The organism is Mesoterricola sp. MK458 (assembly GCF_055384935.1).
Genome location: NZ_AP045075.1, coordinates 1,969,633 through 1,991,499 on the forward strand (window position 1 = coordinate 1,969,633; position 21,867 = coordinate 1,991,499).

Sequence of the window (21,867 nt, forward strand, 5' to 3'; positions counted from 1 at the left end):
AGTGTTAGGCTTGGAGAATGGCACATCGAAAAAATCAAGGCCCATCCCGCTCCTTCTCCCCCCGCCCCAGCCGCCCCGGCCGCCCCGACCGCCCCATGCCCCCCGCACCCGGGTCCGCGGCGCGGGTTTCGGAGACCTTCGAGGCCACCTTCCTGGGCCACCCCGAAGGCACCGGCGGCTTCCTGCGGCCCGTGGGCGCCACCCGCGGCCAGCGCCTCGACCTGCTCGTGGACTGGCGGGAGGGCCACGGCGCCATCCACGGCGACAAGGTCCAGGCCGAGATCACCGGCACCACCTATGACGGCCGCCCCAAGGCCAAGGTGCTGCGCGTCCTCTCCCGCAACCCCAACCCCATCCCGGCCCACCTCCAGAAGCAGGAGTGGGGCTGGCGCGCCATTCCCCTCGAGCCCCGCCTCTCCCAGATCGTCAGCGTGCCCCCCACGGACCTGGCCGGCGACGGCGACCTGGTCAGCGTGCAGCTCGACCCCGATCCCGCCGCGCAGCAGATCAGGGGCGTAGTGAAGGCCCGCCTGGGCCGCCCCACCGACCTGCGCATCGAGAACAAGCTCACCGCGGCCCTCTTCAACCTGCGCACGGAGTTCCCCGACGCGGTCATGGAGGAGATGGCCCCCTTCCCCACCTCCATCCCCGAGGCCTGGATCCAGGGCCGCGAGGACCTGCGGGAAACGCTCACCGTCACCGTGGATCCCCCCTCCGCCAAGGATTTCGACGACGCCATCAGCCTGGAGGTCCTGCCCGACAGCGAGGACGGCGGCTGGATCCTGGGCGTGCACATCGCCGACGTGAGCCACTACGTGGCCGAGGGCGGTCCCCTGGACACCGAGGCCCTGCTCCGGGGCACCTCGGTGTACTTCCCCGACCAGTGCATCCCCATGCTCCCCGAGCGCCTCTCGGGCGAGCTGTGCAGCCTGCGGGAGGGGGTCGACCGCCTCACCATGACCGCCTGGATCACCCTGGACGCGAACCTCCAGGTGCGGGAGACGCGCCTGGCCGAATCCGTCATCCGCTCCCGCAAGCGCCTCACGTACGACGAGGTGAAGGAGGGCTGCATGGACAACGCCCAGGCCCGGCGCAAGGACATGGGCCGGGACGTGGCGGAGATGCTGGACGAGGCCCTGCGGGTCTCCCGGAGCCTCACCGCCAAGCGCCTGGGCCGGGGCGCCCTGAACCTGGACACGGACGAGACGGAATTCGTCTTCGGGGAGGACGGCCGGCCCGTGGACGCCCGCCGCTACGCCCACCACGACGCCCACCGCATGATCGAGGAGTTCATGCTGCTGGCCAACGAGGCCGTGGCCACCTTCTTCACCCGCCGGAAGATCCCCACCATCTACCGGGTGCACGACGTGCCCGACCCCCTCAAGCTGGAGGCCTTCAAGGAGGTGGCCGCGGCCTTCGGGCTGCTGCGCCCCTACGACCCGGCCACCCCCGAGGTGCTCAACGCCATGCTGGACAAGATCCGCGGCGGCCCCCTGGAGGCCATGCTCAACACCCTCCTGGTGCGCAGCCTCAAGAAGGCCGAATACAGCGCCGACAACATCGGCCACTCGGGCCTCGCCCTCCACGACTACCTGCACTTCACCAGCCCCATCCGCCGCTACCCCGACCTCGCCGTCCACCGGGAGCTGCGCAAGGTCCTCCGGAACAAGCCCCTGCCCGACGGCCTCCACAGCATCCTGGCCGTGGTCGCCAAGCAGTGCAGCGACACCGAGCAGGGCGCCGCCGAGGCCGAGCGCGAGAACGACAAGTGGAAGACCTGCCTGCTCATGCGAACCCGCATCGGGCACCGGTACGACGGGCGCATCCAGGGATTTTCCCTGAAGGCCGCCTTCGTGCGCCTGGACAGCCCCTTCGTGGAGGTGGGCGTTCCCCTGGGCGCCCTGGGCGGCGAGTTCACCGTGGACGAGAACCGCACCCGGGCATCCACCGCCGGGTCGGGGGTCGTGCTGGCCATCGGCGACCCCGTGAAGGTGGAGATCACCGGCGTGGACGAGGACCTGCGCCGCGTCTCGGCCTGGGTGGTGGAGGCCAAGGCGAAGAACGGCCAGGGCAAGCCCGTCACCTTCGTGCCCAGCCTCGCCGCCCCCGTCCACCTGCGGGAGGCCGACTTCGTCCGCGAGCCCCTGCCCCCCCGGGGCCGGGGACCCCGGACGGCGAGGCAGGCCCCGGAACCTGACCGCAAGGCCCGCCCCGGGACGTCCAAACCCTACGTGCGCCCCGGCAGCCCCGGCGGCGCCCAGGCCCGTCCCAAGCCCCCCAAGGGAAGCGTCCGCGGCCCGGCGCGCCGGAAGAAGGGCTAGCCCGTGGCGGTGCCCACCACCATCTGCCTCGGCGTGGACCCCGGCTCCCTGGCCTGCGGCTACGCCGTGGTGAGCCGGTGCGGTTCCCGCCTTGAGCTGGTGGAAGCCGGCGTCATCCGCTCCCAGCGGGGCGCCGACTTCGACCAGCGGATCCTGGGCATCCACCGCAAGCTCGCCGAGGTCATCGACCGCACCCACCCGGACGTCATGGCCGTGGAGTCGCCCTTCGTGGAGAAGAACGCCGCCACCGCCATCAAGCTGGGACAGATCCGGGGCGGCATCCTCCTCACCGCCGGCCTCCACGGCCTGCCCGTGGGCGACTACAACCCCATGCAGGTGAAGAAGGCCGTCAGCGGCTACGGCTGGGCCGACAAGACGCAGGTGGGCAAGATGGTCATGGTCCTCCTGAGCCTCAAGGAGCCCCTCCAGGCCGACGCCGCCGACGCCGCGGCCGTGGCCATCGGGCACCTCATGGCCGCGCGGACCCAGGGACGGTAGGCCTCACTCGTAGCGGAGGGCCTCGATGGGATCAAGCTTGGCGGCCTTGTTGGCCGGGTAGAGACCGAAGCCCACGCCCACGGCCGCCGGCACCAGCAGCGCCGACAGGAAGGCCCACGCGGGCACGCCGCCCAGGTGCTTCATCAGCACCTGGCTCAGCACCGTCCCGAGCACCATGCCCAGCACCGTGCCGATGATCCCGCCGGCCACGCACAGCAGGGTGGCCTCGATGAGGAACTGGAAGAGGATGTTCCGCCTGCGGGCGCCCAGGGCCTTGCGCACGCCGATCTCCCGGGTGCGCTCGGTGACGCTCACCAGCATGATGTTCATGACGCCGATTCCGCCCACCAGGAGGCTGATCCCCACCATGGCGCCGCTGGCGGTCATGAGGGTCTTGCCGATCTTCTCCACCTGGGCCACGGCCTTCTCGTTGCTCTCGAGCATGAAGTTGTCCGCGTCGTCGCCCCGGAGGCCGCGGATGCGGCGCAGGCCCTGGCGCAGGGTGTTCTCCGCCTCCTTCACGGGGACCCGGGCGTCCACCTGGAGGCGCCAGAAGGGGCTGTCGAAGGCGCCGGGGCGGGCCAGCTCCCGCAGGCTCCCGAAGGGCACGAAGAACATGCCGTCGGGGCCCCACATGGCGGCGTCCTCGTCCTCGCCCTCGCTGGGCATGAAGGGGATCTCCCCGTGCTTTTTCAGGATGCCCACCAGTTCCACGGTCTGGCCCGAGACGGTGAAGTGCTTGCCCACGGAGTGCTCGCCCAGGCCCAGGTCCTCGGCGATCTGGGCGCCCAGGATCGCCAGGGGGGCCCGGGTCGTGCGGTCCGTGGCGCTGAAGTTGCGGCCGCAGGCCAGCTCCCGGTTGGAAAGGTCCAGCCCGTTCTCGTCCACGGCGGTGAGGTAGGTCACCCGCCGGGTGACGGCGCCGGCCTTCACCACCATCTGGGGGCTGAAGATGTTGGCCTGGGGGCTGGCCACCAGGATCTGCGGCATGAGTTCGCGCAGTTCCCGGATGGTCTGGTGGTCCATGGGCATGCGCCGGATCTTGGCCGTCTTGAACCGGGAATAGGGAACCCAGGCGCTGACGAAGAAGGTGTGGGTCCCCTCCTGCTTCACGTCGGACATGATGCGGCCTTCCAGGCCCTTGGTGAGGTTCACGACGGTGATGACCGACCCCACCCCGATGATGATGCCCAGGGTCGTCAGCATGCTGCGCATGCGGTGCGCCCAGATGCTGGCCAGGGCGGTGCGGAAGGTCTCCTGGAAGCGCGTCCAGCCGTTCACGGCTTGTCCTTCTTGACCTTCACGGCGGTGCCCCCGGCGAGGGTGGCGAGCGGCTTGGCGGGGCCGTTGATCACCACGTCCCCCGCCTGGAGTCCGCTGAGCACCTCCGCGGCGCGCCGCGTGGCGAGCCCCAGGGTGACGCCGCGCTCCTCGGCCTTGCCGTCCTTCACCACGAACACGACGCTGCGGCTGCCGGACAGGAGCCCCAGGCCCCCGGCCTTGGCCTCCCGGTCCTGGATGGCCGGCAGGGACACCGCGAGGACGTCCTTGTGCTCGGCGGTGAGCACCGCGACCCGGGCGCTCATGCCGGGCCTGAGCGCGGCGCGGTCCTGGGCGCTGCCTTCCAGGAGGACGCGCACCTTGTAGCTCTGGGCCTCCTGCGAATTGGACGTGCTGGATCCCGTGGGCCGGTCGGTGCTGCTGGCCACGGTGAGCACCCTGCCCTGGAAGATCCGCCCGGGAAGGGCGTCCACGGTCACTTCCGCGGGCTGCCCCACGGCGACCTTCACCACGTCCAGCTCGCCCACACGGATCTCGGCCATCATCTCCGAGAGGTCCGAGATCACCATCATGACGGCCCCGGCCAGGTTGGTGGTGCCGGCGATGGCGGTCTCGCCCTTCTCGGCCTTGAGGCCCGTCACCTGTCCGGCCATGGTGGCGCGGATGACGGTCTTGCTCAGGTCGTCCTGGGCGATGGCGGCCTGGGCCTCGGACTGCTGCACCGCCACCCGGGCCCGCTCCAGCGTGGTGGCCGCGGTGTCCCGGGCCAGCTTGACCTGCTGGAACTCCTCCAGGGAGGTCAGCCCGGCCTTGAAGAGCCGGTCCTGGCGCACGAAGGTCTGGTCCTGCTTGGCGAAGGTGGCCTGGGCGATCTCCAGGTCCTTGCGCGCCATGCGGAGCCCCATCTCGGACTGGTTCAGGGCCTGCTTGTAGCGCTCCTGGTCCAGGGTCACCAGCAGGTCGCCGGCCTTCACCCACTGGCCGTCGGCGACGTGGATCTCCTTGATGGCCGCCGTGACCTGCACGCCGACGTTCACGCGGGTCTTGGCCTGCACCTCGCCGTTGGCCGCCACGCTGTCCCGCAGGGGCTGGCGCTTGACGGCCTCGGTGGTGAACTCGACCAGGGCCGGCCCGGAGCGCAGGCCCACCCAGCCGATGGAGGCGAGCACGCCCAGCGAACCGATACCGATGAACAACCAGGTGCGTGGGCGCGGCATGACTTTCCTTCACGTGTAAAATTGCGATCAGGGGGATGCCCCGAGCCTACCACGATAAGGACCCCCGGTGGGTCACGCAACGCTTCAGGAATTCAACGGGGACCCCGGTTCCCCAGCCCCCCCTCAGCCGCCCCTGGGCCGCGGACCCCTTTCCCGCTATCCTGGGGGGAACGCACGCCGGCGTGGCGAAATGGCAGACGCGACAGACTCAAAATCTGTTTCACGCAAGTGAGTGTCGGTTCGACCCCGACCGCCGGCACCAAGGGAAAAGCCCCGTCCGAGGACGGGGCCTTCGTTTCGCGGGCGGTCTCCGTCGGTTCAGTCGTGGCCGCAACCACCCTTTTCGGACGTCCCGTGCCCCGCCTCGCCTTCGGCGGGACCCTGCCCGGACGCCGCCCGGTAGAGGCCGTCGGCGTAGTGGATGTAGGTGATGTAGGCCGCCACGGCACGCCGGCCCGCTTCCACGTCGCCGGCCTTGGGGGTCCTGGCCGTGTAGGCGGCCTCGAACTTCTGGTGCAGGGTGGTGTGCGCCTTTTCGTTGAGGAGCTTCCAGACCGGTTTCAGGTCGCCGGTCTCCATGGCCTGGTCCCCCAGGCGGATGGCGGGGCCCATATCCAGCCCGGCGGGCTTGAGGCCGGTGTAGGGGGCCCCTTCACCGGCCCGGTGCACCCGGACCACGGTCTCGAAGAAGAACTGGTCCGCAAGCTTGCGGGCCTCGCCCCCGAGATTCCTCACCGCCACGGTCTGGTCGAAGGCTTCCCGGATCTCCTTTTCGCCGTCCTTCTGGACCCAGATGAGCACGAGGTTCACGTTGCCGGTGTCCAGGGCGCCCTGGGCCGCCTTGACCACCGGTCCGTCCAGGGTGTCGCAGTGGGCCGCGGCTTCGGGGGCCAGGGCCAGGGCGCAGGCCAGGGGCAGGACGAGTCTGGAAAGTCGCATGGGAATTCTCCTGGGTCGGGGTGGGGCGCGGGTTTCCGGCGCCGGTCAGCGGGGGGAGAGCAGGGTGAAGAGGGTGGCGCGGACCTGTTCGACTTCGGCGTCCTTGCCCGACCCCACGGACCGGGCCAGGACGAGGACCTGGAGGGTGCCCAGGACGATGGGCAGCAGGGCTTCGGGCGTCAGGTCGGTGCGGATCTCGCCGGCCCGGGCCGCTGCGGAAAGCGCGTCCAGGATGAACGCCCGGGTCCGCGTCACCAGGTTCTTGAGCCGCTTCGAGGCGGGCCTGGGAAGCGCCAGGGTGAACTGGTCCGAGAACATCAGCCGCGCGATCCCCACCTGCCGGCCCACGACCCCCGTGCGGGCCTGGAACAGGCTGGCCAGGTCCGCCAGCGGCGAACCCGTGGCCTGGGGGATGGTCGCCAGGACCACCTCCTCCACGCGCAGGGCCACCGCCTCCAGGATCTCCTCGCGGTTGGCGAAGTGGCGGAAGGGAGCGCCGGGGCTCACCCCCAGCTCCGCCGCCAGGACCGTGGAGGTCAGGGCGGAGACGCCCTGGCCGCCGATGATCCTAAGGGCGGCGTCGGCGATCTCGATCTGCTTCGGGGTGAGGGGCGTGCCGGTCATGCCACCAGTGTAAGTAAACATTTACTACCGTCAAGACCTGGATGACCGGCCGGGGTCATCTGGCCGCATGTCATTCCCGGGCACCCGATTGGGCATTGTTTCATAAATACATGTAAACATTACACATTCCCATGGGCCTGAAGACGGGTGACAGAGGGGCACAGTCTGGGAGGGTTGATCTTTCGGCAGGATTCCGCCGTCTCGAAAGCCGGGTGAAAGGACTTGTCGCCGAGGCGCCGAGGCGCCGGGGTTCGCCGAGAAAAGAACTTCTTTTAATCGGCGATCCTCGGCGTCTTCGGCGCCTCGGCGATAAGCTTTTTCTCAAAGGCTTCGAACAGATTGGATTCTGCAGAACCAAAGACCCCATTGCGCCTTTGGTCGCGGTGGGACTTATTGCTGCACGTATTCCTGGCGGCGTACGGGGGTTCCAGCCGGAGCCGCTGGGGCCTGGTGCTCGATGGGAAGGGGCCGGTCAGCGACTGTTCCACGCGACCTCCCCAACTGAAGGGGACCGAGGCCGTGGGGGCCGCGGGGGGGATCCCTGCGCGGCCCCCTGCCGCTCAGTGCGTCTCGCCGAAGGCCTCCATGACTTCGGCCATGTTCTTGTAGAGGCGGTCAGGCAGGCCTTCCAGGGCATGCACCACCTTCTCGTCGGGGTTGTTCTTCCGGACATGGTCCGCCAGGTCCATCCTCTTGCAGGGGAACTCCAGTCCTTTCAAATGCAGCGCCAAATTGGACGGCGATTCTCCACCAACGCCTCGGGTCATGACATCCTCCGTGAATAAAAGGGGTTCGGGCCGCCGGACATGACCGTCACGTCCCGCGGTTTCCATCCCGTGCCGGCAACGCAGGGGGGGTTCCGTTCCGGGCTGAACCAATGCCGCGACGCCCGCACAGTGACAGTGCCGGCGCGTCCGGATCCAGGAGCAGCCATGCCCAAGATTCCCGTTCAAACCCTGTTGCTCGTCCCCGCGATCCTCGCGGCCTCGCACCCCGACCAGGATGCCCGGATCGCCGCGGCGGCCCGGAATTCCTACAACTTCCGCGTCCACCTCAAGGGCGACGCCATCAAGGTGGCCTGCCGTTCCGGCGCGGTCAGCCTCACGGGGACTGTGGCCAACGAGTTCCACCGGACCCTCGCGGAGGAGACCGTCAAGGACCTCCCGGGCGTCGTCTCCGTGGGCAACCATCTGGTCCTCAAGGCCGAGGCCTCCGCCACGGCCCCCGACCTCTGGCTGGCCACGAAGGTCCGCACCGCCCTGCGCTACCACCGGAGCCTGGACGAGCCCTCCGTGAGCGTCTCGGCGCGGGAGGGCGTCGTCACGCTCTCGGGCCAGGTCGCCAGCGCCGCCCGGAAGGACCTCGCCCAGGACATCGCCTCGAACGTGGAGGGCGTGAAGGAGGTGAAGAACACCCTGCGCATCGGGCAACCCGGCGCCAAGACCCTGGCCGAGAAGATCGACGACGCCTCCGTCACCGCCCAGGTGAAAGCCGTGCTGCTGGCCCACCGGGGAACGCGGGGCCTGGCCACCCACGTCAAGACCGACCGGGGCGTCGTCACGCTCGGGGGCGAGGCCCGGACGCCCGCGGAGAGGACCCTGGCCGAGCGCATCACCTCGGACGTCAAGGGCGTCCGGCGCGTCAAGAACCAGATGACCGTCGCCCCCTGAGGCGGGTGCACCCGCGGGCCGGGTCCTCCCGGCCCGCGGGCCCGGGTCACGCGGGAGGGCCGGGGCGCACCTCGCCGCCGCCGCCCTTCCGGGCATCCAGGGGGGTGCCGATGACCTTGCCGCGCCAGGCCCCGCTTTCCGTGCGCGTGCGCTCGAGGTGCTCCTTGAAGGTCTGGAGGTTGGCGGCCACGTAGCGGGACAGGACGCCCACCATGGCGCCCAGGTTCTCCAGCACCCCCTGGGGCTCGTAGGTGAGTTCCACCAGGATCCGCGTGGTGCCTTCGTCCAGGGCGAGGAAGCTCACCGAGCCCCCGTTCAGCGACCCCTCAACGCTCCGCCAGGCGATGCGGGAATCGGAGGTTTGCTCATAGATCTCCGAGGTCCAGCGGAGCTCCTTGCCGGCCACCTCCGCGTGCCACTCCACGCGGGTGGGACCCGCCTGGCGGACCTCCTTCACGTTGGCCAGGAACCGCGGGAAGTCCTCGAACTGCGTCCACTGGTTGTAGGCCACCTGCAGGGGCACGGCCAGGTCGACCGCATGGGCGAAGGGGGGAAACATCTCCATGCGGCTACGGAGCCGGGCGAGGTCGGCGCCCAGTTCCTCGTTGGGAGCCTCACCGGCGGCCAACAGCGGGAAGGCCTGGTCCTCCTCCTCGAGCACGTGGTCCTGGACGGCGGTCATGAGCTGGCCCAGCACCCGGCGGCCCTCCGGGCCGGCGAAGCCTCCCTTGAGCCGGTATTCGCTGATGAGCCGCTTCATGTCGCCGTGGGCCCGGCCCATGCGCTGGGTGAGGTCCTCGTCCTGGGAGGCCTTGGCGAGAAGGGGATAGACCAGGCGCTCCTCCATCCAGGAATGGATCTCCAGGGACTGCAGGAGCTCCTTGGCCAGGTCCTCCTGGTCGCCGGGCTTGGATTCCTGGCAGAGCTGCTGGTAGAGGTCGCGGACGCGCTGGTGGTCCTCGTGAAGCAGGCGGGTGGCGGTAATCGGTGTGCCCATGGTCCCCTCCAAATGGAAGTGGGTTTGCGGCCGCCGGTCCGTTCCAGCGCAGACGTCCTGGTGGAGCCGGTTTCCGGCGGTCCTGGCGAGGAAATGCGAACGGGGACGGCAAGGTTCCGGAATCCCCGGAGGGCTCGTGAGCGGGGGGGTTTGTCCTGGAGGTTGAGGCGCTGTACGGTGCGGATCGGAAAGACGATCAAAAGGATCAAACGCTGGGGCGCTGGGGGCTCGCTGGGGCGCTGGGAGAAGAAGAAGGGGTGGCTTCGGCGGGCAGGTCGGCCTTCCACAGCTTTTCCAGGGAGGCCAGGCAGCAGGCGCGGACCGGCTCCACGGGGCATGGGGCCCCGGCGGCCAACTGGGCCTCGGCGGTGCGCACCAGGCGGTGGAGGCCTGTCATGGCGTAGGTGGCGGCAAGGCCCGCCAGCCGGTGGAGCGCCTGGGGGGCGCGCCCGGGGTGGGCCAGGTCGTCCAGGCTGGCCTGGGCGGAGTCCCGGCAGGCCCGGAGGCCCTCGGCCCAGACGGCGGGGCCCAGGTCGCCGAGGATCCGGGCCACGTGGGCCTCGTCCACCTGGCTGTCCCAGGACGGCGGCGTTGGCGACGGGAGCGTCCGGAGCAGGGCCGCGAGGCGGTCCCGGCGGATGGGCTTGGGCAGCACCCCACGCACGCCCGGGTCCCGCTCCGCCAGGGCCAGGCACCCCTCGGTGTCCGCGGAGGAGAGGAGGACCGGAAGGCCCGCCACCCGAGGGTCGGGCCGGGCCCGGAGGCGTTCCAGCACCTCCCGGCCGTCCAGGTCCCGCATGTGCACGTCCAGCAGGACGGCATCCACGGACTGGCGGTCCAGGATCGCCAGGGCCGCGGCGCCGCTGGGGGCGCACACCGCCCGGTGCCCCAGGACCTCCAGGAGCCCGGCGGCCACGATGCGGTTGGCCTCCAGGTCATCCACCACCAGGACCGTCAGGGACTGCGCGCCCTCATTTCCGGGGGCGGCCTCGGCGATGGGCAGGGGGAGGGTGAAGGTGAACCGGCAGCCTTGGCCCGGTTCGCTCTCCAGGGCCAGCGTACCGCCCATGGCCGCCACCAGCTGGCGGCTGATGGCCAGGCCCAGGCCGGCCCCGCCGTGGCGCCGCTGGATGGACGCGTCCCCCTGCTCGAAGGGCGCGAAGACGCGCTCCTGGGCCCCGGCATCCAGGCCCGGCCCGGTGTCCCGGACCCGGAAGGCACAGCGTAGGCCCGGGCCGTCCCCCCAGGAGGTCTCCAGGCCCAGGACCACCTCCCCTTCGTCCGTGAATTTCACCGCGTTGCCCAGCAGGTTCACCAGCACCTGGCGCAGGCGCAGGGCGTCCCCCAGAAGGAGGGCGGGCATGGGGCCGGCCTGCTCCACCCGGAACGCCAGTCCCTTGGCCCGGGCCAGGGGCTCCAGATCCGCGCGCACGGCGGCGACCAGCTGCGCGGGGCTGAAGGGGGCCTGCTCCACCCGCAGGTGGCCCGTCTCCAGGCGGGCCTGGTCCAGCAGGTCGTCCAGCAGCCGCGCCAGGAGATCCCCGTTGCGGGCCAGGAGTTCCAGGGGCCCCCGCTGATCCGGCTGGAGGGGCAGCGCCTGGAGGAGCTGGACGCCCCCGAGCACGCCGTTGAGGGGCGTGCGGATCTCGTGGCTCATCACCGCCAGGAAGCGGCCTTTGGCCTCGTTGGCGCGCCGCGCGTCCGCCTCGGCCGCCCTGCGCTCGGCCACCTCCTGCCCCAGGCGGGTCCGCAGGGCGAAGTCCCGGCGCTGGGAGCGGTTCCAGGTCACGCGGAAGGCGAAGCCGAGCCCATTGGCGAACAGCAGATACAGGGCGGGGAGCCCCAGGCCTGCCGCCTGGGCCCGGGTGGCGGCCAGGTACCCCAGGAAGAGAACCGACCCCCCCAGCGCTGAGCCCAGGCTCAGGCCCAGGGTCAGCGGCAGCATCATGTAGACGCCCAGCACGAAGAGGGCCAGGAAGGGAAGCTCCTGGGCCGTGGCCGGGCCGTGGACCTGGACGAGCAGGTAGTGCTCCACCACCTCCGTCACGAAAAGCAGGGACACCCCCCCGAAGAGGAGGGCCTGGGCCGCCCTGGGGCCGCGCGCCGCCAGGGCGCCGGCCGCGCCCACCAGGCCCCAGACCGTCAGGCGCAGGGCGGCGAGGGTCCAGAAGGGGCCGCCGGTGCCGAAGACCTGGTAGTCCAGGACCAGGGCGGCCGCGTAGAGGCCCGGCAGGAAGGCCAGGAGCCGCATCTGGGCGGCCAGGCGGGGCCGCTGGTCCGCCGCGAACGCCGCCTCGGTGGCGGGATCGGTGAAGACCGCCAGCCCCCAGGACAGGGCGAAACGCCCGGCGTCCACCCGTCAGCCCTGGATCCGGTACCCGACCCCCGGCACGGTCTGCACCAGGGCGGGTTCGCCGGCCAGCTTGCGCCGCAGGCGGGACACCAGCACGTCCACGCTGCGGCTGCACACGGTCTCCCCCTCCGGACTGATGATTTCCGTGAGGTCCACCCGGGACAGGACGCGGCCCCGGGCCTCCAGCAGGGCCGCGAGCAGGTCGAACTCGCCCCGGGTGAGGGGGATCTCCGCGCCGTCGGCGCCCCGCAGGCGCCGGGCCGGGATGTCCAGGTGGTAGCGTCCGGCGGCGAGGGTGCCGGACGCCCCGCAGCGCCGGAGGAGGTTCTGGATGCGGGCGAGCAGTTCCCGGGGGTCGTAGGGCTTGTCCATGAAGTCGTCCGCGCCCAGCTCCAGGGCCCGGAGCCGGTCGGAAGGCCGGCTCGTCACCACCAGCACGGGGATGCTCCGCCGGATCAGGTCCCGCGCCAGGTCCAGGCCATCGCCGTCCGGAAGGTTCAGGTCCAGGAGGACCAGGCTGGGGTGGCCCTGCGCTGCCTGGGCGCGCCCCTGGGCGAGGGTCCCGGCTTCCTCCACGGCGAGCCCGGCCTGGCGCAGGTAAGCCGCCAGCAGCAGACGCTGGGCCGGATCGTCCTCGATGAGCAGGATGGGGGCGGGTTCGTTCATGCCGGAGATGGGTTGCAGGGCATTATCCGCTCGTTTGCATGTTGTTGACAGGCATCCGTCAAGATTTCTGCAAACCCAATCCAGCCTGTTGGTTTCCCCACGGAGCCCCCATGCGACACCCCGGTCCGGCCTGCCTTCCCCTCCTGGTCCTCCTGATGGCCGCCCTGGGCTGCAGCGGCGGCGGGTCGCGTTCCACCCCCGCCGCGTCCACCTCGGGGGCGCTCACCATCGCCGAGGTGTACGAGAAGACCCTCGCGTCGCTGAAGGCGGGCCACGTCGACACGGACGGGGACACCATTCCCGACGACATCGAGACGGGGCTCCTGCACACCGACCCAACCAAGGTCGACACCGATGGGGACGGCATCCCCGACAACGTGGAGGTCTTCGGGAACAAGGCCTGGAAGGCCGAGGACCCGCTGGAGGACAAGAACCGCAACGGCGTCATCGCGGCCCTGGACCAGGACGACGACGGGGACGGCGCCAACGACGGCGACCTGGTGGACAGCGACGGCGACGGCATCCCGGACTACCTGGAGTTCTACGGCTACACGTACGAGGCCCTCACCGGCAAGCCCAAGCTCTGGGACGGCGTGGACCACTCGGTGCCCTACTTCAAGACCGACCCCAACCAGCGGTCCACGGACCAGGATCCCTTCGACGACAGCACCGAGATCTCGGGCCTCAACATGGACGTGTCCGTGAAGAGCCCCGGGGGCCTGCCCATGGTACCGGCCCTGCCGGAGATCGTGGTGCGCATGGACGGCTACCGGGTGACCACCCTGGACGAGATCACCTTCACCGAGTCCAAGTCCGTGACCAAGGAGACCACCTGGGAATGCCAGACGGAAGCCCGGGATTCCCGCACCACCGAGCACGGCTGGGAGGTGGGGTACGAGGCCACGGCCGGGTACTCCTTCCCCGGCTGGGAGGCCAGCGTCACCTTCCACGCGAACTATTCGGGCAGCATCTCCAACACCCACGAGACCAGCACGTCCAATTCCAAGGGCGGGTCGGTGGCCAACGCCGAGGAGTGGAGCAAGGCCCGGACCACCAAGCCCTCGGAAGCCGCCGCCATCAAGCTCTTCCTGAAGGTGTACAATACCGGCACCGCCTGCGCGAGCAACGTCGTGCCCACCATGACCCTGCGCATCGGCGGCCACAACGTGGCCACCTTCCAGCCCGGAGAGACCCAGGTCAACCTCCTGGAGCCCGGCGCCACCTATCCTTCCACCCCCGGCGTCTACTGGGTGGTGGACACCAACCAGAACGGCGGAAAGATCACCCTCACCATCGACGAGCTGCGGGCCCTGGAGAGCGGCGCGCCCGTGACCCTCACCCTCACCCAGATGAGCGCCGACGTCATGCGCAAGGACGCCGCCACGGGCGCCTACGTGTCCATGGGCGACTGGAACGAGTATGCCGCCCGCTGCCGGGCCGTGTGCGCCGACCTGTACTTCGACACCGGCGACGGGAACTTCACCCACAGCCTCGTCTATGCGGGGAACTCCCCCACCTCGCCCCGGGTGACCCTGGGCGACGCCTTCCTGTGGGCGATCGGGGGCTTCACCACCCAGGGCATCGGGGTGAACTACCGGGACCTGGCGGGGCTGTCCCAGCAGATGGACCTGGCCAACTGGACGGTGTGCGTGGACGGCGGCACCTATTCCGCCAACGGCCTGGCCAAAGGCGCGCCCCTGCCCGCGGGCACCAACATCTTCGACCTGCGCCTCAACCCCAGTTCGGTAATTTTCGCCCGGGCGCCCCGGGTGAACCCGGATCCCCAGTACCCCCTCCTGCCCGACATCTACTACGCCTTCTACGACAGCTCCCTGGGCAGCGTGAGCGGGGTGGTGAGCGACTACAACGGCGTGGCCAAGGTGGAGTTCATCGACGGCGCCGGCAACGCCCGGGCCATGGCGCAGGACCTGCCAGGCTCGGACTTCTACGTGTACTACCCCCTGGCCGACCTCGCCAGCTACCCGGACGGGTACCGCTTCACCGGCAAGGAGAAGATCCGCGTCACCAACGTCAAGGGCATGGTCGCCGAGCAGACCCTCTCGGGCATCTACGTGGTCCCGGTGCCCACCGCGCCCGACATCAAGTGGGCCACCGTGGAGAAGGTCACCGACAGCGAGGGCACCTCCACCTCCTTCCTGGAAGCCGAGGTGGTGCCCGATCCCCGCACCGTCCTGTCGCGGGTGGAGCTCTACTACCCCTTCTCGGGGTCGTACGTCGCCGTCCCCCTGGACCCCGTGCCCGACGCCTACCGCCGCCCCAACCGCTGGCGGGCCCAGCTTCCCGCCCCGGCCGCGAACCTGCTCACGTCCTCGGAGCTGGTGGCCTTCACCAAGGACGGGCTCTATTCCACCCTTGGAGGCGCCCGGTTCCAGGAGGTCTCGCCCTTCCACGTGGGCCAGACGCACCTCTACGCCTACTACGGCTGGTACTGGACCGACGACTGGTCCAGCTGGGCGGTGGACCTGGACGACAGCAGCATCTACGCCTGGGGCTGGGAGGAAGGCTCCGTGTCGGCCGACAACTATCCCATGTGCCAGGACACGACCATGGAGCTGTGGCTGGTCTACAACGCCTTCCGGGGCGTGGCCGAGCTTCGTCCCCGCACCGGCGTGACCAGCTACAAGCTGCCGTCCTCCGTGGACTACGACAGCCTCACCAGCCAGGAGGCCCAACTCTACGCCGCCAACCTGGACGTGGTCTCCGCCTACCAGGTGAACAGCTCCAACCTGGGGGACGTCTACCTCATCAAGACCAGCGAGCAGCGCCTGGCCAAGGTGAAGGTGGTGGAGTACGAGGAGTACGACCCCTCCGGCGCCTACAACACCGGCCGCCGGGTCAAGCTGAAGTTCTCGGTCTTCCGGAAGGCCAGCGACAACTAGGGCCAGGGTAACCCGATCGAAATACCGGAACCTTCTCTGCCAAATTTGAAGATTCGGAGTCTTCGGGTAAAGAACCCGTACGCCGAGCACGCTGAGGCGCTGAGTTACGCCGAGGCGGCTTCGCAACCCGACGTACCGACCCATTCCGCCCATGCCCTGCCCGCAGTCGCGGGCTGCGCCGCTCACGCGGCGCAAGGCAGGGGGCGCTGGTCCTGCCACATGCAAGCCTGTGGGTGACCAGCGCCCCCTGCCTTGGACGGGCCTGGGCTCGACGCCTCGGATGCCGGAATCTGTCGTGGCAAGCCGGGCCTCCATCCTGGATGTGTTCCTCGACCTCCGGGAAGGTTCCCTGACCTGACATCTGAACCGTTTCCTGAGCCCAGGCCCGTCCAAGGCAGGGGGCGCGGGCCCGCCACAGGCTCGCATGCGGAAGGGCCAGCGCCCCCTGCCGCGCGCCGGTCACGGCGCGGCCCGCGAAAGCGGGCAGGGCCTGGGCGGCATGGGTCGGCGCACTTAAGCGCGAAGCCGGCTCGGCGTAACTCTGCGCCTCGGCGTGCTCGGCGTAAGTGTTCTTTACCCGAAGGTTCCTCAACATTCCAATTGGGCGAACTGATTCCGCAAATCCAATCGGCCTACACTAGGGAGTCGGGGGGACGGCCCGCTTCGCGGCCGACTCCCCGGCGAGCCAGCCGGTGGAGAAGGCGATCTGGAGGTTGTAGCCGCCGGTGTTGGCGTCCAGGTCCAGGACCTCCCCCGCGAAGAACAGGTTCGCCACCACCCGCGAGCCCAGGGTGCGGGGATCCACGCCCTTGAGGGCGACGCCGCCGGCGGTGACGATGGCCGAGTCCCAGGATCCGTGGCCCGTGACCCGGAAGCGCAGTTCCTTGAGCAGGGCGATGAGCTGCCCGCGGCGGGGGGACGGGCCCAGCCGGGCCGCGAAGGGCTCCACCAGCTGGGCGGGCAGGAGGGAGCGCAGGACCTCGCGCAGGGGCGTGGCCGGCGTGAACTCCCGGTCCAGCCGCGCCTCCAGGGTGGGGACGTCCAGGGAGGGCTTCAGGTCGAGGACCACCTCCACCCTGCGCCCGGCGGCCAGATGGTCCACGATCTGCCGGCTCAGGCGCAGGACAATGGGTCCATCGAGGCCCTCGTCCGTGAACTCGGCTTCGCCGAATTCGCTGGCCTTCTTCCGGCCATCCACCCAGAGGGTCAGGTTCACGTTGCGCAGGCGCAGGCCCGCGGCGGCGCACACGGGCTCGGTGCGCACCCCCACCAGGGAGGGCCGGGTGGGCGCGATGGCATGGCCCGCGGCCTCGGCGAAGGCGAGCCCATCGCCGGTGGACCCCGTGGCGGGGTAGCTGAGCCCGCCGGTGGCCACGATGCCGCAGCGGGCATCCACCCGGTGCGTGGCGCCGCCGTGGAGGTACTCCAGGCCCGCGAAGGCCCCGTCCTCGACGCGCAGCCGTTCCACCCGGGCGCGGCCGACGATCTCCACCCCCTGCCCCTTCGCCCAGGCCACCAGGGCCTCGGCCACGTCCCAGGCGCGGTCGCTGGCGGGGAAGACGCGCTGGCCGCGCTCGGTCTTGGTGGGCACCCCGCCGGCCTCCAGCAGGGCGATGAGGTCCAGGTTGGAGAAGGCCCCGAAGGCCTGGCGTAGGAAGCGGGGCTCGGGATGGATCTCCTTGAGCTGCTCCTCCAGGGGCCGCATGTTCGTGAGGTTGCAGCGGCCCTTGCCGGTGATGCGCAGCTTGCGGGCGGGCTTTTCCATCTTTTCCAGAAGGAGCACCTTCGCGCCCAGCATGGCGGCCCTTCCGGCCGCGAGGAGCCCCGCGGGCCCCGCCCCGATCACCACCACGTCGCAGGCCCGGTTCATGCGTGGTCGCGCAGGATCAGCTCCATCCGGCACCGGGCGCAGTCGAAATGGCACTCCAGGCGGGTGGTGCCGTTCTCCAGGAAGAGCGGGCCATCGGGTTCGGCCAGCTGCCTCCAGGGTTCGGCGTTGGGGTGGATGGCACACCAGCCGAGTTCGTAGCGCAGGCAGTGGCGGGTGGTCATCACCACCCGACCGCGCAGGTCGGACTGCAGTTCGGCGGCGGGTTCCTGGACCCGGGCGCCGGCCCGCTCGTAGAAGGCCCGGGCGGCCCGGTTGGCGACGTTCCAGGTGAAGTCCAGGACCGTGGCGGGCAGCGGCGCGGCGGGGGCCGCCGCCCCGGGGGCGGGCCGGGGCCTGGGCGCCCGGCGCAGGGCCTCCAGGGCCGCGGTGGCCTCCCGGCGCAGGGCGTTGAGGCGGCTCACGGGCACGAAGCGCGGTTCGGCCTCCAGCCCGGCCAGGGCGAAGGGGGAGTCCCCCATGCGGTCCAGGGCATCGCGCATGGCCTTGGCGGCGGCCTGGGGGTCCCGGGCGGGGCCGAAGGCGCCTTCGGCGCGGGCCTGGGCCTGGAAGCCCGCCTCGTCCTCCAGGCGCAGCGTCACGGCGTCCTCGGTGAAGTCCAGGCGCGCGGTCACGGGGATCCGGCGCTCCACCTTGGCGCTCCGCAGGGCCTTGAGCCAGTGGAGGTCCAGGTTGCGGTGGAGCCGGGTCCCCGGGCGGATGCGGGAGGGGTCCTGCACGAAGACCTGGCTGCCCTCCACGGCGTTCACCACGGTGCCGGCGGCTTCGGGGCCGTCCACGAAGGCCAGGCCGTCCCCGGGGTGCAGGTCGGCCGCGCGGTCCAGCACCAGGCGATCCGCCTGGAGCGAGCGCACGGTGCCGATGAATTCCCCCAGGTGCTTGCCCGTCTCCGGGTTGCCCATGGGCTGGCGCTCGCCCATCAGGCGGTAGGTGGAATGGCCCCGCTGGAACGTCTTGGCGGGGTCCGGGGCGAAGGCGTGCGCCGCCCGGCCCAGGGAGGCCCGCGCCCACTCCGGCCGCCGGTCCAGGACCGCGTCCAGGCGGCGCCGGATATGGCTCACCACGTTCTTCACGTAGTCGGCGTCCTTGAGGCGCCCTTCGATCTTGAAGCTGGAAAGCCCGGCCTCGGCCAGTTCCTCCAGGTGGTCGGACAGGTCCAGGTCCTTGATGCTCAGGAGGTGGGAATCGCGCAAGAGCACGCGGCCCCGGGGGTCCACCAGGTTCCAGGGGGCGCGGCACGGCTGGGCGCACTCTCCCCGGTTGCCGCTGCGGTCGCAGATGGCGCCGCTGAGGTAGCACTGGCCGCTTTCGCCCACGCAAAGGGCGCCGAACACGAAGCCCTCCAGTTCGATGGCCGAGGCGTCGCGGATGGCGCGGATCTCCTCCAGGCTCAGCTCCCGGGCCAGGATGGCCCGGGCGAGGCCCTGGCCGGCCAGGAAGGCCACCTTCTCCGGGCTGTCGCACACGGCCTGGGTGCTGGCGTGCAGGGGCAGCGGGGGCATGTCCAGCTCCAGGTACACCATGTCCTGGATGATCAGGGCGTCCACTCCGGCGCCGTGCAGGTCCCAGGCCAGGCGCCGGGCGTCCTCCAGTTCCGCGTCGAAGACCAGGGTGTTGAGGGTTGCGTAGACCTTGGCGCCCCAGAGGCGGGCTTCCCGCGTCAGGCGCTCGAAATCGGCCAGGTCACAGCCCGCCGCCTGGCGCGCGCCGAACCGGGAGGCCCCCATGTACACGGCATCGGCCCCGCACTTCAGCGCGAGGATTCCCTGGTCCGCGTTCCGGGCGGGGGCGAGCAATTCAAGACCCATGGGCTCCAGGGTACCAGCAGCCCGCCCCCCCGGGGGTTCAACCCGCCGCCTCCTCGTAGGCCCGCCCGTAATAGGAATCAACCAGCAGCTGCCTCAGTTCGGCCAGGAGGGGGTAGCGGGGGTTGCTGCCGGCGCACTGGTCGTCGAAGGCCGCTTCGGCCATGGCGTCCAGGCGCTCCATGAATTCGGCCTCCCCCACGCCGGCCTCCCGGATGGAGCCGGGGATGCCCAGGGTCCGCTTGAGCCCATCCAGCCACGTCAGCAGGCTTTCAATGCGCTCCGCCGTATTGCGGCCGGAAAGGCCCAGGTGCTGGGCGATCTCCCCGTAGCGGTGGCGGGCCTGGGGGCGGTCGTAGGGGCTGAAAGCCGTCTGCTTGGTCGGCGTATCGGTGGCGTTGTAGCGGATGACGTTGGTGATGAGCAGCCCATTGCAGAGGCCGTGGGCCAGGTGGAACGCCGACCCGAGGGGATGCGCCAGGGCGTGGCACACCCCCAGGAAGGCGTTGGCGAAGGCCATGCCGGCGAGGGTGGAGGCGTGGTGCACCTGCTCCCGGGCGTGGGGATTGCCCACGCCCTGGGAATGGGCCGCGGGCAGGTGGTCCTTGAGCAGGCGCAGGGCCTGGAGCGCCTGGGGATCGGAATAGGCGTTGGCCATGACCGACACGTAGGCCTCCAGCGCGTGGGTTACGGCGTCGATGCCGCCAAAGGCGGTGAGGGGGCCCGGCAGATCCATGACCAGGTCGGGGTCCACGATGGCCAGGGTGGGCGTCAGCTCGTAGTCGGCCAGGGGGTACTTCCTGCCCGTGGCCCCGTCGGTCACCACGGCGAAGGGGGTCACCTCCGACCCGGTTCCGGAGGTCGTGGGGATCGCCACCAGGGCGCAGGTCGCCCCCATGCGGGGGAAGGGACAGATGCGCTTGCGGATGTCCATGAAGCGCAGCGCCAAGTCCTCGAACCGCACCTCGGGGTGCTCGTACAACACGCCCATGATCTTGGCGGCGTCCATGGGCGAGCCCCCGCCCAGGGCCACCAGGACGTCGGGCTTGAAGGCCGCGAGCATGGCGACGCCCCGGCGGACCACCTCCAGGGTGGGGTCGGCCTCCACCTCGTGGAAGACCTCCACCTCCAGGCCCAGGTCCCTGAGGATGCGCACGGTGGCGTCCACCCGCCCGTGGTCGAAGAGCCAGCGGTCCGTGACGATGGCCGCGCGCCGGCGCCCGCGCAGCTCCTCCAGGGCGAACGGCAGGCATCCCCGCCGGAAGTAGATGCTCCGCGGGAGCTTGAACCACTGCATGTTCTCGGCCCTCCGGGCGACGGTCTTGTGGTTGAGGAGGTGCCGGGGGCCCACGTTCTCGGAGATGGAGTTGCCCCCCCAGGACCCGCAGCCCAGGGTGAGGGACGGCGCCAGGTTGAAGTTGTAGAGGTCGCCGATGCCCCCCTGGGAGGCCGGGCTGTTCACCAGGATCCGCGCGGTCTTCATACGCGCGCCGAAGGCCGCGACCCGGTCGGCCCGCAGGTCCTGGTCCGTGTGGAGCACCGACGTGTGCCCGATGCCCCCCAGGGCCACGAGGGCCTCGGCCGTGGCCACCGCCCCCTCGAAGTCCGCGGCCCGGTATAGGCCCAGCGTGGGCGAGAGCTTCTCGTGGGCGAAGGCTTCCTCGGCGCCCGTGGACGCCACCTCGCCGATGAGCACCCGGGTGCCGGGGGGCACCTGGATTCCCGCCAAGGCCGCGATGGCCGGGGCGGACTGGCCCACCACGGCCCCGTTCAGCGCCCCGTCCACCAGCAGCACGCGCCTGACGGCCTCGCACTGGGCGGAGTCCAGGATGCAGCCACCGTGGCTCCGGAATCGCTCGCGAAGGGCGTCGTAGACCGCGTCCACGGCGATGACGGCCTGCTCCGAGGCGCAGACGACGCCGTTGTCGAAGGTCTTGGAGAGCAGGATGGAGGCCACCGCGCGCTTGAGGTCGGCGAACTCGTCGACCACCACGGGGGTGTTGCCCGCGCCCACGCCGATGGCCGGCTTGCCCGAGGCGTAGGCCGCCCGGACCATGCCCGGCCCGCCCGTGGCCAGGACCAGGTTGACGTCCGGGTGGCGCATGAGGTGGTCGGTGAGCTCAACGCTTGGCTGGTCGATCCATCCGATGACGTCGGGCGGCGCCCCGGCGGCCACCGCCGCCTCCAGCACCAGCCGCGCGGCAGCGCAGGTGCACCGCCGGGCCCGGGGGTGGGGGCTGAAGATGATGGCGTTGCGGGTCTTCAGGCTGATGAGCGCCTTGAAGATGGCCGTGGAGGTGGGGTTGGTGGTGGGCACGATGCCGCAGATGAGGCCCACGGGTTCGGCCAGGGTGCAGGTGCCGTAGAGCGGCTCCTCGGCGATCACCCCGCAGGTGCGTTCGTCCTTGTAGGCGTTGTAGATGTATTCGGCGGCGAAGTGGTTCTTGATGACCTTGTCCTCCAGCACGCCCATGCCCGTCTCCTCCACCGCCATGCGGGCCAGGGGGATGCGCGCGTCCGCGGCCGCCAGCGCGGCCTGGCGGAAGATCACGTCCACTTGGTCCTGGGTGAAGGACGCGAACCGGCGCTGGGCGTCCAGGACGCGGGCGACCAGCTCGTCGAGCTGCTCAAGGGTTTCAACCGGCATGGGGCACCTCCCCGCATACGATGCCGGGAGGGTGCCGGGCGGTTCTACCGGCCGCCGCCCC

At 70.6% G+C, this 21,867-nt stretch carries 15 protein-coding genes and 1 tRNA gene; 5 read left to right on the plus strand and 11 right to left on the minus strand.

Features of this window, described 5'->3' with window-relative positions; genetic code table 11:
• The first annotated feature begins 95 nt into the window (after positions 1-95).
• Positions 96-2,321, plus strand: coding sequence for a ribonuclease R family protein (locus tag ACZ5LB_RS08685; RefSeq protein WP_464605801.1), 2,226 nt, complete (start codon positions 96-98; stop codon positions 2,319-2,321).
• Between the two features lie 3 nt (positions 2,322-2,324).
• Complete coding sequence (gene ruvC / locus ACZ5LB_RS08690) at positions 2,325-2,819, plus strand: crossover junction endodeoxyribonuclease RuvC (RefSeq protein WP_464605802.1); 495 nt, start codon at positions 2,325-2,327, stop codon at positions 2,817-2,819.
• Positions 2,820-2,822: 3 nt separating this feature from the next.
• On the opposite strand, the gene ACZ5LB_RS08695 is transcribed toward ruvC, so the two are convergent.
• Both ACZ5LB_RS08695 and ACZ5LB_RS08700 read right to left on the minus strand, forming a co-directional pair.
• Positions 2,823-4,100, minus strand: a complete 1,278-nt coding sequence (locus ACZ5LB_RS08695) for an ABC transporter permease (RefSeq protein WP_464605803.1) — start codon at positions 4,098-4,100, stop codon at positions 2,823-2,825.
• Positions 4,097-5,317 (minus strand): efflux RND transporter periplasmic adaptor subunit, encoded by a 1,221-nt coding sequence (locus ACZ5LB_RS08700; RefSeq protein WP_464605804.1) that lies wholly within the window; start codon positions 5,315-5,317, stop codon positions 4,097-4,099. Before ACZ5LB_RS08700 ends, ACZ5LB_RS08695 begins: the two co-directional genes overlap by 4 nt.
• A gap of 176 nt (positions 5,318-5,493) precedes the next feature.
• Here ACZ5LB_RS08700 and ACZ5LB_RS08705 point away from each other — a divergent pair.
• Positions 5,494-5,579: transfer RNA gene (locus ACZ5LB_RS08705), tRNA-Leu, on the plus strand.
• Between the two features lie 56 nt (positions 5,580-5,635).
• Here the strand turns inward: ACZ5LB_RS08705 and ACZ5LB_RS08710 are convergent.
• From ACZ5LB_RS08710 to ACZ5LB_RS08720, 3 genes are all read right to left on the minus strand, one after another.
• Positions 5,636-6,256 (minus strand): DUF6448 family protein, encoded by a 621-nt coding sequence (locus ACZ5LB_RS08710; RefSeq protein WP_464605805.1) that lies wholly within the window; start codon positions 6,254-6,256, stop codon positions 5,636-5,638.
• A gap of 45 nt (positions 6,257-6,301) precedes the next feature.
• Positions 6,302-6,880, minus strand: coding sequence for a TetR/AcrR family transcriptional regulator (locus ACZ5LB_RS08715; protein ID WP_464605806.1), 579 nt, complete (start codon positions 6,878-6,880; stop codon positions 6,302-6,304).
• A 560-nt stretch (positions 6,881-7,440) separates the two neighbouring features.
• Positions 7,441-7,569, minus strand: a complete 129-nt coding sequence (locus ACZ5LB_RS08720; protein WP_464605807.1) for a DUF2795 domain-containing protein — start codon at positions 7,567-7,569, stop codon at positions 7,441-7,443.
• Between the two features lie 243 nt (positions 7,570-7,812).
• Between ACZ5LB_RS08720 and ACZ5LB_RS08725 the strand changes: the two genes are divergently transcribed.
• The gene (locus tag ACZ5LB_RS08725; protein ID WP_464605808.1) at positions 7,813-8,550 is read left to right on the plus strand and encodes a BON domain-containing protein; all 738 of its coding nucleotides are present in this window, start codon (positions 7,813-7,815) and stop codon (positions 8,548-8,550) included.
• 46 nt (positions 8,551-8,596) lie between these two features.
• Here the strand turns inward: ACZ5LB_RS08725 and ACZ5LB_RS08730 are convergent, their stop codons facing one another.
• From ACZ5LB_RS08730 to ACZ5LB_RS08740, 3 genes are all read right to left on the minus strand, one after another.
• Positions 8,597-9,547 carry an SRPBCC family protein gene (locus tag ACZ5LB_RS08730; protein ID WP_464605809.1) on the minus strand — a complete coding sequence of 317 codons (951 nt, stop codon included), beginning with the start codon at positions 9,545-9,547 and terminating at the stop codon, positions 8,597-8,599.
• Positions 9,548-9,752: 205 nt separating this feature from the next.
• Positions 9,753-11,903 (minus strand): ATP-binding protein, encoded by a 2,151-nt coding sequence (locus tag ACZ5LB_RS08735; RefSeq protein ID WP_464605810.1) that lies wholly within the window; start codon positions 11,901-11,903, stop codon positions 9,753-9,755.
• Between the two features lie 3 nt (positions 11,904-11,906).
• Positions 11,907-12,566: a response regulator transcription factor gene (locus ACZ5LB_RS08740; protein ID WP_464605811.1), complete on the minus strand. Its 660-nt coding sequence runs from the start codon at positions 12,564-12,566 to the stop codon at positions 11,907-11,909.
• A gap of 110 nt (positions 12,567-12,676) precedes the next feature.
• On the opposite strand from ACZ5LB_RS08740, the gene ACZ5LB_RS08745 reads away from it, so the two are divergent.
• Positions 12,677-15,466 (plus strand): binary toxin-like calcium binding domain-containing protein, encoded by a 2,790-nt coding sequence (locus tag ACZ5LB_RS08745; protein WP_464605812.1) that lies wholly within the window; start codon positions 12,677-12,679, stop codon positions 15,464-15,466.
• A 637-nt stretch (positions 15,467-16,103) separates the two neighbouring features.
• Here the strand turns inward: ACZ5LB_RS08745 and ACZ5LB_RS08750 are convergent.
• Genes ACZ5LB_RS08750 through adhE form a run of 3 tightly spaced genes read right to left on the minus strand, consistent with a single transcriptional unit; the run spans position 16,104 to position 21,806 of the window.
• Positions 16,104-17,336, minus strand: coding sequence for a BaiN/RdsA family NAD(P)/FAD-dependent oxidoreductase (locus ACZ5LB_RS08750; protein WP_464605813.1), 1,233 nt, complete (start codon positions 17,334-17,336; stop codon positions 16,104-16,106).
• Positions 17,333-19,162 (minus strand): peptidase U32 family protein, encoded by a 1,830-nt coding sequence (locus ACZ5LB_RS08755; protein ID WP_464605814.1) that lies wholly within the window; start codon positions 19,160-19,162, stop codon positions 17,333-17,335. Before ACZ5LB_RS08755 ends, ACZ5LB_RS08750 begins: the two co-directional genes overlap by 4 nt.
• 37 nt (positions 19,163-19,199) lie before the next feature.
• A complete protein-coding gene (adhE, locus tag ACZ5LB_RS08760; protein WP_464605815.1) occupies positions 19,200-21,806 on the minus strand; it encodes a bifunctional acetaldehyde-CoA/alcohol dehydrogenase in 2,607 nt (868 codons plus the stop codon).
• Positions 21,807-21,867 lie beyond the last annotated feature (61 nt).